This window comes from uncultured Roseobacter sp. (assembly GCF_947496515.1).
In the GTDB taxonomy this organism is placed as follows: Bacteria; Pseudomonadota; Alphaproteobacteria; order Rhodobacterales; family Rhodobacteraceae; genus Roseobacter.
This window is the reverse complement of record NZ_CANMDB010000004.1, coordinates 288,568-304,185: the sequence shown is the minus strand read 5'-3', so window position 1 is coordinate 304,185 and position 15,618 is coordinate 288,568. Positions and strand designations below refer to the sequence as shown.

The 15,618-nt window shown below is 63.3% G+C and carries 11 protein-coding genes; 7 read left to right on the top strand and 4 right to left on the bottom strand.

What is annotated here, in order from left to right; translation table 11 throughout:
• The first annotated feature begins 196 nt into the window (after positions 1 to 196).
• Positions 197 to 862 (top strand): PAS domain-containing protein, encoded by a 666-nt coding sequence (locus Q1A53_RS10280; protein WP_299965936.1) that lies wholly within the window; start codon positions 197 to 199, stop codon positions 860 to 862.
• A 273-nt stretch (positions 863 to 1,135) separates the two neighbouring features.
• On the opposite strand, the gene Q1A53_RS10275 is transcribed toward Q1A53_RS10280, so the two are convergent.
• Complete coding sequence (locus Q1A53_RS10275) at positions 1,136 to 2,506, bottom strand: class II 3-deoxy-7-phosphoheptulonate synthase (RefSeq protein WP_299965934.1); 1,371 nt, start codon at positions 2,504 to 2,506, stop codon at positions 1,136 to 1,138.
• A 194-nt stretch (positions 2,507 to 2,700) separates the two neighbouring features.
• Here Q1A53_RS10275 and Q1A53_RS10270 point away from each other — a divergent pair, with 194 nt between their 5' ends.
• Positions 2,701 to 3,705, top strand: a complete 1,005-nt coding sequence (locus tag Q1A53_RS10270) for a GlxA family transcriptional regulator (RefSeq protein ID WP_299965932.1) — start codon at positions 2,701 to 2,703, stop codon at positions 3,703 to 3,705.
• Between the two features lie 200 nt (positions 3,706 to 3,905).
• Here the strand turns inward: Q1A53_RS10270 and Q1A53_RS10265 are convergent, their stop codons facing one another.
• Positions 3,906 to 5,015 (bottom strand): PQQ-dependent sugar dehydrogenase, encoded by a 1,110-nt coding sequence (locus Q1A53_RS10265; RefSeq protein WP_299965930.1) that lies wholly within the window; start codon positions 5,013 to 5,015, stop codon positions 3,906 to 3,908.
• A 159-nt stretch (positions 5,016 to 5,174) separates the two neighbouring features.
• Here Q1A53_RS10265 and Q1A53_RS10260 point away from each other — a divergent pair, with 159 nt between their 5' ends.
• From Q1A53_RS10260 to Q1A53_RS10240, 5 genes are all read left to right on the top strand, one after another.
• Positions 5,175 to 6,365 (top strand): ABC transporter substrate-binding protein, encoded by a 1,191-nt coding sequence (locus Q1A53_RS10260; protein WP_299965928.1) that lies wholly within the window; start codon positions 5,175 to 5,177, stop codon positions 6,363 to 6,365.
• Between the two features lie 84 nt (positions 6,366 to 6,449).
• Positions 6,450 to 7,232: an ABC transporter ATP-binding protein gene (locus Q1A53_RS10255; protein ID WP_299965925.1), complete on the top strand. Its 783-nt coding sequence runs from the start codon at positions 6,450 to 6,452 to the stop codon at positions 7,230 to 7,232.
• 232 nt (positions 7,233 to 7,464) lie between these two features.
• Positions 7,465 to 8,289 (top strand): ABC transporter ATP-binding protein, encoded by an 825-nt coding sequence (locus Q1A53_RS10250; RefSeq protein ID WP_299965923.1) that lies wholly within the window; start codon positions 7,465 to 7,467, stop codon positions 8,287 to 8,289.
• A gap of 445 nt (positions 8,290 to 8,734) precedes the next feature.
• Positions 8,735 to 9,745, top strand: coding sequence for a branched-chain amino acid ABC transporter permease (locus Q1A53_RS10245; protein ID WP_299965920.1), 1,011 nt, complete (start codon positions 8,735 to 8,737; stop codon positions 9,743 to 9,745).
• Positions 9,742 to 11,058: a branched-chain amino acid ABC transporter permease gene (locus tag Q1A53_RS10240; RefSeq protein ID WP_299965917.1), complete on the top strand. Its 1,317-nt coding sequence runs from the start codon at positions 9,742 to 9,744 to the stop codon at positions 11,056 to 11,058. The genes Q1A53_RS10245 and Q1A53_RS10240 overlap by 4 nt, the downstream gene beginning before the upstream one ends.
• Positions 11,059 to 11,143: 85 nt before the next feature.
• Here Q1A53_RS10240 and Q1A53_RS10235 read toward each other — a convergent pair whose 3' ends face one another.
• Together Q1A53_RS10235 and Q1A53_RS10230 are read right to left on the bottom strand one after the other, a co-directional pair.
• On the bottom strand, positions 11,144 to 14,272 hold the full coding sequence (locus Q1A53_RS10235) for an efflux RND transporter permease subunit (protein WP_299965914.1): 3,129 nt from the start codon (positions 14,270 to 14,272) through the stop codon (positions 11,144 to 11,146).
• The gene (locus tag Q1A53_RS10230) at positions 14,269 to 15,558 is read right to left on the bottom strand and encodes an efflux RND transporter periplasmic adaptor subunit (protein WP_299965911.1); all 1,290 of its coding nucleotides are present in this window, start codon (positions 15,556 to 15,558) and stop codon (positions 14,269 to 14,271) included. Before Q1A53_RS10230 ends, Q1A53_RS10235 begins: the two co-directional genes overlap by 4 nt.
• Positions 15,559 to 15,618 lie beyond the last annotated feature (60 nt).

Sequence of the window (15,618 nt, the reverse complement as noted above, 5' to 3'; positions counted from 1 at the left end):
GAGTTAACCAATCCTTAAGTTCTCGCGTCATTTGTAGAAAATTGATGATATTAAGTATCCAGTAACCAATAGCGAAACGTGCTAGCGTGAGAACGCGATGCGACTGAGACCGACATCAGGTCAGGCCGGGCACACAGGATTTGAAGAGGGTTGGGTGATGGACAACGGCGGTCAAAACACGCACAATGTACTTAGCATGACGCAACATATTTCTCAGAACGGTTTTGCCCCGCTGGCCCAGCTTGAGGCCTACTGGGAAGCCCTGCGCGGAACCCGGCTGATGCCCAACCGGGCCGAGATCGACCCCCGCGGGATCGAGCAGGCGCTGGAGTTTTCCTTTATCGTGGAACGGATCGCGCCCGGCATTGCACGTTTGCGGATCGCTGGCAGCCACCTCAGTGATCTGATGGGGATGGAAGTGCGGGGGATGCCGCTCACATCGTTCATCACCCCCGGGTCGCGTCGGCAGTTGAGCGATATTCTTGAGGAAGTGTTCGAGACGCCCGCGACCTGCACGTTGAAACTGCGGTCGGACCAGGGCGCGGGTCAGCCACCGCTGGAAGCACGGATGGTGCTCATGCCGCTCAAGAGCGATCTGGGCGATGTCAGCCGCATTCTGGGGGCGCTGGTCTCGATCGGCGACAAGGGCCGCAGCCCGCGCCGGTTCGATGTGCTGCACTCGCAACTGCGGCCTATCGTGACAGACGCCAGCCTGCCACCTGCTGTGACTTCCAAAAAACAACCCGTCGCGGACAAGACACCGGCACCAAAGCCGGTCTCCCGCCCGGTGGACAGCCACTTCCGGACGGAAACGCCGCGTCGCGACGCACCCTATTTGCGGCTGGTAAAGTCGGACGACTGATCGTCCGCGCAACAGCCCCACGAGCCATCAGACCGTCAGACAAGCGTTGTTTTACCGCGCCGGTCCGACGTCTGGCTGGATTTTCAATACCAAATTCCTTTGATCAGGATGGCCGCTCCTACAGAATGTAGGGGCGGTTTTTTATGCGCCGAGACGCAACAAAAAGCCCCGCAACCATCTGGTGCGGGGCTTTTTTCGGTGGATCTGGCAGCCATTGCGAAACCGATATCGCGCTACAGGAGCAGCGCGAGCAGATCCTGTGTCAGGGCTGGCTCAGACAGCCGCCTGGGCGCGGTGGGCCGCGCGCCGGTCCGACAGCTCATCGGCAATCAGAAACGCCAGTTCCAGCGACTGGCTGGCGTTCAGACGCGGATCACAAGCGGTGTGGTAGCGATCCGAAAGATCCTCGTCGCTGACCGCCCGCACGCCGCCGGTGCACTCGGTCACATCCTGACCCGTCATCTCGAAATGCACCCCACCCGGCACCGTGCCCTCGGCAGCATGCACCGCAAAGAACTCGCGCACCTCGCGCAGCACCGCATCAAAGGGCCGTGTCTTGTAGCCGGAGGAGGACTTGATCGTGTTGCCGTGCATTGCATCGCAGACCCAAGTGACCTTGGCCCCTTCCTCGCGCACGGTCTTGATCAGCCGCGGCAGATGCTCGCCCACGGAGCCTGCGCCAAAACGGGCGATCAGCGTCAGACGGCCCTCTTCGTTCTCGGGGTTGAGCGTCGCCATCAGTTGCTTGAGATCATCCGATGTCATGCTGGGCCCTGCCTTGAGACCGATGGGGTTCTGGACACCGCGGGCAAACTCCACATGGGCGCCATCGGGCTGACGTGTGCGGTCGCCGATCCAGATCATGTGACCGGAACCGGCGAGCCATTTGCCCGTGGTGCTGTCCACACGGGTCAGCGCCTCTTCGTACTCCAGCAACAGCGACTCGTGGCTGGTGTAGAACTCGACCGACTGCAACGTGTGGGCCGTGTCCGGCGTCACACCGGCGGCGGTCATGAAATCCAGCGTGTCGGAAATGCGGTTGGCAATCTCGCGGTAGCGCTCGACCTTCTCGCCTTCGGTAAAGCCCAGCGTCCAGGCGTGAACCTGATTGATGTCCGCATAGCCACCGGTCGAGAAGGCGCGAATGAGGTTCAGCGTCGCCGCTGCCTGCGTGTAGGCGCGCAGCATCTTTTCGGGATCCGGAATGCGAGACTTGGCGGTGAAGTCCAGCTCGTTGATGATGTCACCGCGGTAGCTGGGCAGCTCCACACCATCGACGGTTTCCGTGGGGGCGGAGCGTGGCTTGGCGAACTGCCCGGCCATGCGGCCCACCTTGATCACCGGGACCTTGGCGCCGTGTGTCAGCACCGTCGCCATCTGCAGCATCACCTTGAAGGTATCGCGGATCGCGTCAGAGCTGAACTGGTCAAAGCTCTCGGCGCAATCGCCCCCCTGCAGCAGGAAGGCCTCACCCCGACCCGCAGCAGCCAGGTGCTTTTTCAGACGCCGCGCTTCACCGGCGAATACCAGCAGCGGAAACCGGGCCAGTTGCGCCTCAACGGCCTCCAGCGCTGCCGCATCGGGATAGTCGGGCATCTGGATCCGGGGCTTGGCTCTCCAGCTCGACTTTGTCCATTCACTCATCATTTCAACTCCGGGTTATGCCCACGGCGGGGCAGGCGCACATATCTGGAACGCATCTATACAAAAGCCTGTGCAGGGAGGCCATATCACAAATACATGCTCTTGACGCCGCAATCGCGTCATGACCTTCTGAAATCAGTCAAGGCGGACGCAGCACGCAGCGCTTTGCGACACCACAAGATCACGAGGCTGCCATGGCACAGATGCACCCGGCCACACGGAGGGACCCGCCTGCGGAGAAGCCGAGGCGGTTCGTTTTCGTCCTCCTGCCGGATTTCACCCTGCTGTGTTTTGCCGCCGCGGTCGAGGCATTGCGGATCGCGAACCGGATGGGCGGCAGGGAGCTTTACCGCTGGCGGATTGTCGGCGAAGGCGGGGACATCGTGCAAAGCTCGGCGGGCAGCGGGTTCAAGCTTGACGGTGATCTGGAAGAGCTCGACCGCGACGACACGGTCATGATCTGCGGCGGGATCAACGTGCAGGCAGGTACCTCCAAGCGGATGCTGGGCTGGCTGCGACGCGAGGCGCGCAAGGGGTTGCTGATGGGCGGGCTCTGTACCGCGGCACATACGCTGGCGCGCGCGGGGCTGCTGGATGGCAAACGCGCGACCATCCACTGGGAAAACCAGGACAGCTTTCTGGAGGATTTCCCGGAAGTCGATCTGACCAAATCGGTGTTCGTCGTCGACGGCAACCGCATGACCACCGCCGGAGGGACCTCCTCCATTGACCTGATGCTCAAGCTGATCGCGGATCACCAGGGAGAGGAACTGGCCAATCTGGTGGCGGATCAGCTGATCTATGCCTCGATCCGCACCGATCAGGACACCCAGCGGCTGTCGGTCCCCACCCGGATCGGCGTGCGTCACCCGAAACTGAGCCAGGTCATCCAGATGATGGAAAGCAATATCGAAGAGCCCATCAGCCCGTCGATGCTGGCCAAGATCGTGGGCATGAGCACCCGCCAGCTGGAACGGCTATTTCGGCGCTACCTCAACCGCTCACCCAAGCGCTATTACATGGAGCTGCGGCTACAGAAGGCGCGCAACCTGCTGATGCAGACGGACATGAGCGTGATCAACGTCGCACTGGCCTGCGGATTTGCCTCGCCGTCGCATTTCTCCAAATGCTACCGGGCGCATTATGACACGACCCCCTACCGCGAACGCGGCACCCACGCGACCCGGGTTCCGGTCTGAGCTGGGGTGTGGCGCAAGATTAGGCTCTCCGCACGTCGTCTGAGACATCCGACAGCGCCGCTGAAGCGCCGTTCCGAGGGGTGGCGCAATCGCCCCGCCCGTTTTGCCAGAGGCAAACCTTCGGTTTGACGGGGGCGGAACGGCGCGGCGCAACAGTGCCTGTTGCGCGCGCGCTTTGAACGAGGCGGCGTGTCCCGCGATCACGCACCCGGTCGGGCGATGCGGTACACCGCCCCTTCGCCGACGGAGATGAACCAGATACTGCCATCGGGGGCCTCGATGATGTCGCGCACGCGCGTGGTCTGATCGGTCTCGATCCGCCCGTCTTCACTCACCGAGCCCCCTGAGACATCAATCCGCGCGATGTAGTCGAACTTGAGCGAGCCCACAAAGACGTCGCCGCGCCACTCGGGGAACATATCCCCCTGATAGACCATCAGGCCCGAGGGCGCGATGGACGGGTCCCAGTAGAGCACGGGCTGCTCCATCCCCGGTTTGGATGTTCCCTCGCCGATGCGCCCGCCCGCGTAATGCCGCCCGTGGGAGATCACGGGCCAGCCGAAGTTGGCACCCTTGCGGACGCGATTGAGTTCGTCCCCGCCGCGCGCGCCGTGCTCCGCCGTCCAGAGCTGGCCATTGGCGTCAAAGCCTGCACCCTGCGGATTGCGGTGCCCGTAGGACCAGATCTCGGGCTGCACGCCCTCCTGTCCGACAAAGGGGTTGTCGCCGGGCACCGACCCGTCGCGGTTGATGCGCACGATGGATCCATTGTGCAGACTGCGGTCCTGGGCGGAGGGACGGTCGCCGCGGTCCCCGATGGTGACCAGCAGCGTGCCATCCGCGGCCTCCACCACCCGGCTGCCGAAGTGCCGCCCGCCGGACCCGCCCGGCGCAGACTCGAAGATCACCGCCACATTCTCAAGCCGCGTGCCATCCTCCGACAACCGTCCCCGTGCCAGAGCGGTGCCGGATCCGCGCCCCTGCTGTTTGGAGAAGGTCAGAAAAATCTCGCGCGTGGCGGCGAAATCGCGGGCGATGGTCACATCCAGCAGGCCCCCCTGCCCGCGCGCCACCACGTCCGGGACATTCGCCACCTCGGTGCGACCGGCGGCTGTGACATGCAGCAGCCTGCCATCGCGTTCCGTCACCAGGACAGCACCACCCGGCAGCACCGCGACGGCCCAGGGGGTGTCGAGCCCATCGACCACGGGCGTGATGGCCATGTCGGACTGTGCCTGCGCGCCGGATACGCCAAGGGTCAAAGCCGCCGCGATAACGACCAGTGCGGTGCGGTAAGTGAGCGCGAACATGGGCAAGTCCTCCAGAGCGTCAACGGTGTTGAGATAGGGTTGAAAAGCGCCCGCTCAAGGCGCCCTGAGCGCTTTGTGACACCATGCAAAAGCGCTTTTCTTTCCACAGCCGCCCGCTTAGGCTTCGCGGCAATCAGGATAGACACGGAGGGAGACACAATGAAAAAGATGCTTCTGGCCAGCACGGCCGCAGCACTCGTGGCGGGCGGCGCGCTTGCAGATGGTCATGCCAATGAGGTCAAGCTGGGCGTCCTGCTGGGCTATACCGGCCCGATTGAATCGCTCGCCGGACCCATGGCGTTGGGCGCAGAACTCGCCATGCAGGAGGTGACCGACAGCGGCAAACTGCTGGGTGGTACCACCGTGACACCGCTGCGCGCCGATACCGGCTGTATTGATAACGGTCTGAGCACCTCGAACGGTGAACGGCTGATCGCCGATGGCATCAGCGGCTTGATCGGCGGCGACTGCTCCGGCGTGACGGGGGCAATCCTGCAAAACGTGGCGATCCCCAACGGGATGGTGATGATCTCACCCTCTGCGACCTCGCCGGGTCTGAGCACGGTCGAGGACAATGACCTCTTTTTCCGCACGGCACCATCGGATGCGCGCGAAGGTCAGGTGATGGCCGAGATCCTGCAGGAACGCGGCGTTCAGTCCATTGCCCTGACCTATACCAACAACGACTACGGAAAAGGTCTCGCCGACGCCATTCAGAGCAATTTTGAAGCGGTCGGGGGCGAAGTCACCATCGTGGCCGCGCACGAGGACGGCAAGGCAGATTACTCCGCCGAGATGGGCGCATTGGCGTCGGCGGGAGGCGATCTGCTGGTGGTCGCGGGCTATCTGGATCAGGGCGGATTGGGCATCATCAACGCAGCCCTTGATACCGGCGCCTTTGACACCTTTGGCCTGCCCGGGGGCATGATCGGCGACAGCCTGCCCGCCAACGTGGGCTCGGCGCTCGATGGCTCCTACGGTCAGATCGCAGGCTCCGGCGGGGACGGCATCGAGGCGCTGAAGACGCTTGCGGGCGACGCGTTTGACGCCACCTCGCCCTACACGCCCGAGAGCTACGATGCCGCGGCGTTGTTCCTGCTGGCGATGCAGGCGGCGGGCAGTACGGATCCTGCGGAATACGGTCAGCGGATTCTGGATGTGGCCAACGCACCGGGTGAGAAGATCCTGCCGGGCGAGTTGGACAAGGCGCTGCAGATCCTCAGCGAGGGCGGTGATGTGGACTACGTGGGGGCCTCGGCGGTTGAGCTGATCGGACCCGGTGAATCTGCGGGCACCTACCGGCTGATCGAGGTGCAGGACGGCCAGAACGTCACCATCGGCTTCAAGTAAGCCCGGCGGAGACGTGACAAAGAACGGCCCGGCCGGACCCCGGGCTGTTCCAATAACAAGGCCCGAGGGCCGCGGGGACAGCGCATGATCGTCGTTGAGGATCTTCACAAGCATTTCGGCGGGTTTCATGCGGTGGACGGCGCCTCGCTGGAGATCGAGGGCGGCAAGATCACCGGGTTGATCGGGCCGAATGGTGCGGGAAAAACAACTCTTTTCAATGTGATCGCGGGCGTTCTTGAACCTACCTCGGGTCGGGTGACGCTGGAGGGTCAGGACGTCACCGGGCTGCCGCCGCATGTGCTTTTTCACAAAGGGTTGCTGCGCACGTTTCAGATCGCCCATGAGTTTGCCTCGATGAGCTGCCGCGAGAACCTGATGATGGTGCCCGCCGGTCAATCGGGCGAGAGCCTGTGGAACACATGGGTCGGGCGGCGGCGGATCGCGGATGAAGAGCGGGCCTTGCGGGCCAAGGCCGATGAGGTGCTGGAGTTCCTGACCATCGCGCATCTGGCTGATCAGCGGGCGGGCCAGATCTCGGGCGGGCAGAAGAAGCTGCTGGAGCTGGGGCGCACCATGATGGTGGACGCGCGGATCGTCTTTCTCGATGAGGTGGGCGCGGGGGTGAACCGGACACTGCTGAACACGATCGGCGATGCGATCGGGCGGCTTAACACCGAGCGTGGCTATACATTTGTGGTGATCGAGCATGACATGGATTTCATCGGTCGCCTGTGTGATCCGGTGATCTGCATGGCCGAAGGGAAGGTGCTGGCCCAGGGCACGCTGGCGGAGATCAAGGCCGATGAGCGGGTGATCGAGGCTTACCTGGGCACCGGGCTGAAGAACCGCGACAAGGTGGGCGCATGAGCGTCGGCGGGCTGTCGGTAACGTGTCGGTATCACGTCGGTATCACGTCGGTGTTTAACGTATACGCTGATGGGCCAGGTGGTGGGGGGCGCTGCCCCCGGCGCGATGCGCCTCCCCCGGAGTTTTTCGGGCAAGATGAGGAGAGCCTGCGGGTTTTGGTTGCAGCGTTTCGTTGCGGTTCTGGCCGGGCGTCCGGGCGCGAGGTGGCCGTCGGTGCCGGGAAGGGGTCGGCGTGAGCAGCGCGCCCTATTCGGACCGGGGCAACAAGGATCTGTCGCTGGGCGATGCGGCGGGGATGGGCCGCGCCGAGCCCGTGCGCCCGGGCGAACGCGCCGTTCCTGCCGAAGGTGGACCTTTTTTGATTGGCGAGGCGATGACTGGCGGCTACGGGGCCGGGCCGGATATTCTGCATGACTGCACCATTGCGGTGGATCGCGGTGAGATCGCCGTCATCGTCGGGCCCAATGGTGCGGGCAAATCGACCGGGATGAAGGCGGTTTTCGGCATGCTGAACCTGCGCGCGGGCCACGTCAGGCTGGACGGTGAGGAGATCACCGCGCTCTCGCCCCAGGACAGGGTCGTGAAAGGCATGGGGTTTGTGCCGCAGACCTCGAACATCTTTACCTCGATGACCGTGGAGGAGAACCTGGAGATGGGGGCGTTCATTCGCACCGATGATATCTCGGGCACGATGGCGCAGATCTATGACCTTTTCCCGATCCTGAAGGAAAAGCGGCGGCAGGCGGCGGGCGAGCTGTCAGGCGGGCAGCGCCAGCAGGTGGCGGTCGGGCGCGCGCTGATGACGCAGCCGAAGGTGTTGATGCTGGATGAGCCCACTGCGGGGGTGAGCCCGATTGTCATGGATGAGCTTTTTGACCGGATCATAGAAGTAGCGCGTACGGGCATTCCCATCCTGATGGTGGAGCAGAATGCGCGCCAGGCGCTGGAGATCGCCGACCGCGGCTATGTTCTGGTGCAGGGGCGGAACGCTTATACGGGGACGGGCAAGGAGTTGCTGGCCGATCCTGAAGTGCGCAAGTCGTTTTTGGGGGGGTGAGGATGCGCAAGAGAGCCTTTGGGATATGCCTCTTTGGTGTCGGTCTGGTGCTGGCTGCTTGTGCGCCACCCAGCCAGCAAAGCAACAACGTCACAACGCAGGAGGTTCACCGCTGCACCCTTGCGAACAGGATCGTCGCGACCGGAGGCCAGCCGCAAACGGCTGTGGATTTTGATCGTATCTCACCCTTTGTCTTGTTGAGAATGTCAGCCCCCGGGGAGCCAAACCGCTTTGGGTACGCCGTCGGAGGCGGCAACGCGATCGGTATCGGTAAGCGGCAATCTGACACCAGATGGGTGATCACCTCATGGGCGCCTGACCCAAAGCGAGGGGGACCGGATGTGAGCCTGATGACACTTTTTCCCGACAAACGAACACTCGTGTCCTTCTGGACGGGCGGTGGTTCTCATGTGACCTACGAAGGCCGATGTGAGTTGGCCGGTTGATGGATCTGCTCAACGCCATCATCGCCCTTGCCAACTTCGTCATCATCCCGGCGACGGCTTATGGCGCGCAGCTGGCGCTTGGGGCGCTTGGGGTGACGCTGGTTTACGGGATCCTGCGGTTTTCCAATTTTGCCCACGGCGACACCATGGCCTTCGGTGCGATGGTGACTGTACTCGTGACATGGTTGTTTCAGGGGTGGGGTCTGTCGCTGGGGGTTTTGCCGACAGCGCTGCTCGCCCTGCCCTTTGGCATTCTGGGCTGCATGGGGCTGCTGCTGCTGACCGACTGCACGGTCTATCGCTTTTACCGCACGCAGAAGGCCAAGCCGGTGATCTTTGTGATCGTCAGCCTTGGGGTGACCTTCATTCTCAACGGGATCGTGCGCTTCATCATCGGTCCGGATGATCAGCGGTTTCTGGATGGCGAGCGCTTTATCGTCTCGGCGCGGAGTTTCCGCGAGATGACGGGCCTGCGCGAGGGGCTGGCGATCAAGACAACCCAGGGCATCACCGTGCTGGTGGCGGTGATCTGCGTGATCGCCCTGTTCTGGTTTCTGAACCGCACGCGCACGGGCAAGTCGATGCGGGCCTATTCGGACAATGAGGATCTGGCGTTGCTGTCGGGGATCGACCCCGAGCGGGTGGTAAGAGTGACATGGCTGATCGTGGCCGCGCTCGCGACCATTGCCGGAGTGCTTTACGGGCTCGACAAGTCCTTCAAGCCGTTCACCTATTTCCAGCTGCTGCTGCCGATCTTTGCCGCCGCCATCGTCGGCGGGCTTGGCAATCCGCTGGGGGCCATTGCGGGCGGGTTCGTCATCGCCTTCTCGGAGGTCACGGTCACCTACGCGTGGAAGAAGGTGCTGGGGTATCTGCTGCCGGACGACCTTGCGCCGAGCAGTCTGGTGCAGCTTTTGTCCACCGATTACAAATTTGCGGTGAGTTTCCTGATTTTGCTGATCGTGCTGCTGTTCAAGCCCACGGGGCTGTTCAAGGGGAAATCCGTATGAGCGTCGCGCTGCGCAATACCGCACTCTTCGCCGTCGTGGCGGGGCTGATCGTGCTGGTGGGGGTCCAGCAAGGCTGGAATTCGGCGCTGGTGATCGTGAACATGGGGCTGATCTCGGCGATCATGGCCTTGGGCGTGAACCTGCAGTGGGGGTTTGCGGGGCTCTTCAACGTGGGCGTCATGGGGTTTGTCGCTCTCGGTGGTCTGGCGGCGGTGATCGTGGGCATGCCCGCCACGCCCGGGGCGTGGTCTGCCGGTGGCTGGAACATCATGGGGGCCTTTGGCTTTGCCGTGGGTCTGATCGCCGGCGTGGTGCTGTTGCGCGCGCGGATGCGACCGGGGCGGCTGCGTGCGCTTGTGGTGGTAGGAGCGCTGGTTGCGGGATTTTTCATCTACCGCGCGATGTTTGATCCGGGGGTGGACGCGGTGGAGGCGATTGATCCGGCGCTGACGGGGTATCTGGGCGGTCTGGGGATCAACCAGGGGCTTTGGGTGGCGCTGGCCTGGCCGGTGGGCGGGCTCTTTGCCGCCGCAGCCGCTTGGGTGATTGGCAAGACGGCTTTGGGATTGCGGTCGGATTATCTGGCGATTGCGACGCTGGGGATTGCGGAGATCATCATCGCGGTGCTGAAGAACGAGGATTGGCTGGCGCGCGGGGTCAAGAACGTGGTGGGGCTGCCGCGGCCCACACCCTTTGAGATCGAGCTGCAGAATGATCCGGCCTTCGTGCAGCGCGCCTCTGAGATGGGATTTACCGCGGTAGAGGCCTCGACGCTCTATGTGAAGCTCGCCTACGCGGGGCTGTTCCTCGTCGTGCTCCTGGTGCTTTTGTGGATGGCGCAGCGGGCGCTTCACAGCCCGTGGGGGCGGATGATGCGGGCCATCAGGGACAATGAGGTGGCGGCCTCGGCCATGGGCAAGGACGTGACCGCGCGGCATTTGCAGATTTTTGTGCTGGGCTCCGCCATCTGCGGCGTGGCGGGCGCGATGATGACGACGCTGGACGGGCAGTTGACCCCCGGGACCTACCAGCCGCTGCGGTTCACGTTTCTGGTCTGGGTCATGGTGATCGTCGGCGGGTCGGGCAACAACTTCGGTGCGGTGCTGGGCGGGTTCCTCATCTGGTTTCTCTGGGTGCAGGTGGAGCCGATGGGGCTGTGGCTGATGGAGCTGATCACCTCCGGTCTGGCCGATGGCTCACCGCTGAAGGCGCATCTGATCGAGAGTGCGGCGCATATGCGGTTGTTCACCATGGGGATCGTGCTGCTTGTGGTGCTGCGGTTCAGCCCGCGGGGATTGATTCCGGAGCGGTAGGACGCGCGCGTTCAGGGCAGCGATCCGAGCCTCTGCGATCGACTTGACCTACACGTGGGTTCGTCGGCATTCTCCCCGCGCCACGCTACGCTGCCGGAGCGGCTTTCTTGCCAACCGCCTCGTCGCGCTCTCGTACAAGGCGATGGGCCGCCGAGCCCGGCTCATGGCCAAGACCGGCGAGGTACCGATAAAAGATCGGTATCAGGAACAGCGTGAACAAAGTGGCAAAGCCCAGACCACCGATGATCACCCAGCCCACGGCGATCCGCGCTTCGGCGCCTGCACCGGAGGTCAGCAAGAGGGGAAGCCCGCCAAAGACGGTGGACACCATCGTCATCATCACGGGGCGGATGCGAAGCCGCAGCGCATCGCGGATGGCGCTATCGATGTCCTGACCATCTGCGCGCAGCTGGTTGGCAAACTCAACGATCAAAATGCCGTTCTTGGACATCACCCCGATCAGCATCACCAACCCGATCTGACTGTAGTAGTTGAGCGACCCGCCGGTCAGCGAAATCGCCAGCACCGCCGCCGCGAGCCCGAATGGCACCGTGAGCAGGATGACAATGGCGCTGACGAAGCTCTCAAACTGCGCGGACAGGACCAGAAACACCACCAGAAGGGCGGCAGCGAGAATAACGTAGATGGCTGACTGACCACCGACCAGCGTCGCGGCCTCGCCGGTGAAAACGACTGAGACGCCGTCGGGCAGTATCTCGGTGGCGATCAGGTCGAGCGCTGTCATCGAACTGCCCAGATCGACGCCGTCCGCCAGGTTGGCCTGAACCGACACGGCCAGCGCCCCCGCCTGGCGTTCAATCTCGGAGGGGCTGACGATGTGGTTCAGCGTGGCAAGTGCCGACAGCGGTACATATTGACCGTCATCCATGCGCATGAAGAGCGATTCAAGATCGGAGGGGTCGTCGATCGGCGGTCCTCCGGGGTAGAGTGTCACATCGGTTTCAATGTCGTTCTGGAAGACGCTGACAGCGACCTCTCCTTGGACGAAGGCGCTGATCGTCTCGGCGATTTCGGAGGTTGTGAGCCCGAAGAGGCCCGCCATCTCGTCATCGACCCGCAGTTCGAGCTGAGCCTGAACCGAGGTGTTGCTGAGTTGCGGATTGATAAAGCTGGCATCCTGTTCCATGGCCGCAATCAACTGGTCCGCGACCGATGTGACGTCATCCAGATTTCTGCCTGTCACGGCGAATGTCAGACCCCGTCCGGCGCCGCGAATGTTCAGGCTGTTGGGCGACCGGGTGGATATCTGAACGCCCGGCACCGCGGCAAGATCTGCGTTGACCTCGGCTGCGATGTCCTGCTGCGTGCGATCGCGGTCCGCCCAGTCGGGAAGGCGGGCCACGATAAAGGCGTTGGTCCCGCCTCCGACGCCCACGATGCTGAGAACACTGGTGATATCGCCCCTTTCGCGCAGAGGGGCCAGAATGGCCTCGATCTGGGTCACCTGTGTCTCCAGGTAGTCCGTCGTCGTATCGCTGGCACCGCGCGCCTGGATCAGGAAAACACCCCGATCCTCATCGGGCGTGATCTCGGAGGTCAATGTGCGGGCCCCGCCGACAGCGATGATGGCAAAGCAAACGGCGGTCGCCAGCACAATGACCGGGTTTCGGAGCGACCAGTCCATCACCGCATCAAAGGCACGCGCCAGCCATCCCGGCCCGGACAGCGGGGTCGTCCTGCCCGCGTCGGGGGTCCTTGGTTTGCCGGGGTCCAGCATCGACGCCAGCACCGGTGTCAGCGTCAATGCCGTGATCGAGGAGAGCGTCACGCAGAAGGCCAGCACGAACCCGAACTCGGAAAATACACCGCCTGCCTGACCCGGCAGGAACGATATCGGGATAAACACCGCTGCCAGCGTTGCGGTGGTCGAAATGACGGCAAAGAAGACCTCGTTGGTGCCCGCGGCGGCGGCCGCCGCCTTGCCCATCCCGGAGGTGCGTTTGCGTGCGATGTTCTCGACCACCACGATGGCGTCATCGACCACCATGCCGGTCGCCAGAACAAAGGCGAGCAGCGTAATCGTGTTGACGGAAAAGCCCACCATCCAGATCGCCGCCACTGACCCGACCAGTGCGACCGGGATCGTGACCGCCGGGATCAGCGTGGCCCGCGGCGAGCGCAGAAAACCCAGGATCACCACAATCACGATCAGCGTGGCCAACAGGATCGATTTGGTCACCTCGGTCATCGACCCCTCGATAAAAACCCCGTCATCGGTGGTTATGAAAAGTGCGACACCCTCCGGCAGGGCTGATTGCAACTCTTGGACAGCAGCGCGCACCTCGCGCGAGATGGTCAGCGTATTGCCTTCGGACTGTCGGGTGATTTCAAGGCCGACGCCGGTTTGTCCGTTCACCCGGACAAAGACCTCGCTGTCCTCGGCGGCCTTTTGCACGTAGGCCACATCCGAAACGCGGGCGGTCTCATTGATCGGGATACTGCCGATTGTCTTAACCGTTACCTCCGGGTGGCCGACCCGAAGTGCCAGGGTCTGGTTCTCCGATTCCAATGATCCCAGCGGCGTGTCATCGCGCAAATTGCCCAGGGCGTCGGCAACATCGAAGATGGTCAGGCCGCGGCTCAGCAAGGAGGGGACATTGAGCGTGATCCGGAATTCATCGGCCCGGTCGCCTCGTGTCGTTACCTCGGCGATGCCATCAATCAAGGAGAGGCGATCGTAGATCGGTCCCTCCGCAAGCTGGGTCAGCTCATCCAGCGTGGCATCACCCTGCAGGGCAAGCCGGATAATGGCGTCCGATCCCGTATCGCTCTTGGATACGACCGGATCCTCGATGTCCTCGGGAAGCTGACGCGCGGTATCGGAGACAATTTCGCGCGCCTCGCTGGCGGCGATGTCGATATTGGTGCCTTCGGACAGATCCAGTGTGATGCGGCTTTCGCCGGTCGACGAGCGCGATTCGATATAGGCCACGCCATCAAGTGCACTCAGCGCGTCTTCGAGCACCTGTGTCACCTCGGTGTCCACGGTCGAGGGCACAGCACCCTCGAATTCGGTGCGGACAGACAGGACAGGCCGGTTCACGTCCGGCATCTCGCGCACATCGACGTTGAGCAGCGCCGCCAGTCCGGCGATCAGGATCAGAAGGTTCAGGACAATCCCCAGAATGGGACGGGAGACAATCAGATCCGCGAGGCCCGAGCGGCCCATGCGGTGGAGCCTGCTGTCGTTCATGCCGGGTCCTCGCTGGCGGGCTGCGGGCTGCCTGTTCCAGTCTGCGGTCCTGCGGCTGCGGCAGGCTGGCGTGACGGATCGGTTGAGGGATTTTCAGATACCACCGCGGGCGCAGGCTCTGGCCTCTCTCCTCGCCCCGGATCCTCGGGACGCGTCCCGAGGCTGCGGACCGTTGCACCTTGGCGCAGTTTCTGTGCGCCCTCGGTCACGATGTCGACCTTTGCGGCAAGGTCGGCGTCAAGCCAGATGCGATCACCCTGCCGGTAAAGTATCGTGACCGGTACGCGTGAGGCCGTTCCCTTGTCCACAATCCACACCCCGGCCCCCTCCCGCGTCCAGGTGACGGCGGTCGCGGGGACGACGGGCCGCGGATCGGTCTGATCCTCTAGCCGCACGGAAAACGTCATGCCTGACCAAAGCCTGCGATCGCTGTTGTCGATCAACGCCTGAACCGTGACGCTGCGCGTGACACTGTCGAGACGGCTGTCATAGGCGACGACGCGGCCCGCAAAGACCTCGCCCACATAAACGGGGGTGCTGGCGCGGATACTGCGGCCCAGGTCGAGCAAACCGATGGCGCGTTCTGGCAGCTCGAATTCGACCAGCAGGTCGTCGAGCGCATCGATGGTGATCAACATGTCGCCTGTGTCGATCCGGTCCCCGATGTCGAGCGTGCTGAGCCCGACCTGCCCGGCGATGGGCGCACGCACTGCACGTTCCTCCAGCGCCACTTGCGCAAGCCCATGATTTGCCTCTGCCAGACGTTGAGCAATCTCCGCGTCCGCAAGGTTCACCGCCGACACGGCCGAGCTGCTCGCCAGGCTGCGATACCGTTGCAGCGCCTGGGACGCCTGATCAAGTTCCGCCTGCGCCATTTCGACGTTCAACCGTTCTGTTCTGTCATCGAGCTGGAACAGGATATCACCCACCTTGACCCGGTCGTTGGGGCTGATCCGCATATCGGTGATCATGCCCGACACATCCGCTGTGACATCTACGCTGCGCGCGGCGACCCCACTGCCGATCGCGCGTAAAACACGCTTGTGAGGCGCCAGTTCAAGTGTTTGGGTTACCACGAGGGTGGCCGTGCCGTTCTGCCGTCCCCCCCTGCCGGGCCGCTGGCGGAGGGACGGTTGTGCGTGCTGTCCCGGCGCGTCGGTGTCCGCGGGCTCTGCCGATTGCTCCTGTGGCAGCAAGGACAGGACCGTGCCGGGTGCCCCGAAGGTCACCGCGTAGGTCCCCGCGACGAGGATGACAGCAAGAATGATGGTGACCGGCGTTTTCATAGCGACTTCCCCAGCGTCTGGACCCGTGGTCGTTGCACGATGCGCCGCCTGATTTCCGTC

Excerpts from the sequence above, each read along its gene's own strand:
- Q1A53_RS10280 (WP_299965936.1), top strand. The coding sequence starts at position 197 with ATGACGCAACATATTTCTCAGAACGGTTTTGCCCCGCTGGCCCAGCTT.
- Q1A53_RS10275 (WP_299965934.1), bottom strand. The coding sequence starts at position 2,506 with ATGAGTGAATGGACAAAGTCGAGCTGGAGAGCCAAGCCCCGGATCCAG.
- Q1A53_RS10270 (WP_299965932.1), top strand. The coding sequence starts at position 2,701 with ATGGCACAGATGCACCCGGCCACACGGAGGGACCCGCCTGCGGAGAAG.
- Q1A53_RS10265 (WP_299965930.1), bottom strand. The coding sequence starts at position 5,015 with ATGTTCGCGCTCACTTACCGCACCGCACTGGTCGTTATCGCGGCGGCT.
- Q1A53_RS10260 (WP_299965928.1), top strand. The coding sequence starts at position 5,175 with ATGAAAAAGATGCTTCTGGCCAGCACGGCCGCAGCACTCGTGGCGGGC.
- Q1A53_RS10255 (WP_299965925.1), top strand. The coding sequence starts at position 6,450 with ATGATCGTCGTTGAGGATCTTCACAAGCATTTCGGCGGGTTTCATGCG.
- Q1A53_RS10245 (WP_299965920.1), top strand. The coding sequence starts at position 8,735 with ATGGATCTGCTCAACGCCATCATCGCCCTTGCCAACTTCGTCATCATC.
- Q1A53_RS10240 (WP_299965917.1), top strand. The coding sequence starts at position 9,742 with ATGAGCGTCGCGCTGCGCAATACCGCACTCTTCGCCGTCGTGGCGGGG.
- Q1A53_RS10235 (WP_299965914.1), bottom strand. The coding sequence starts at position 14,272 with ATGAACGACAGCAGGCTCCACCGCATGGGCCGCTCGGGCCTCGCGGAT.
- Q1A53_RS10230 (WP_299965911.1), bottom strand. The coding sequence starts at position 15,558 with ATGAAAACGCCGGTCACCATCATTCTTGCTGTCATCCTCGTCGCGGGG.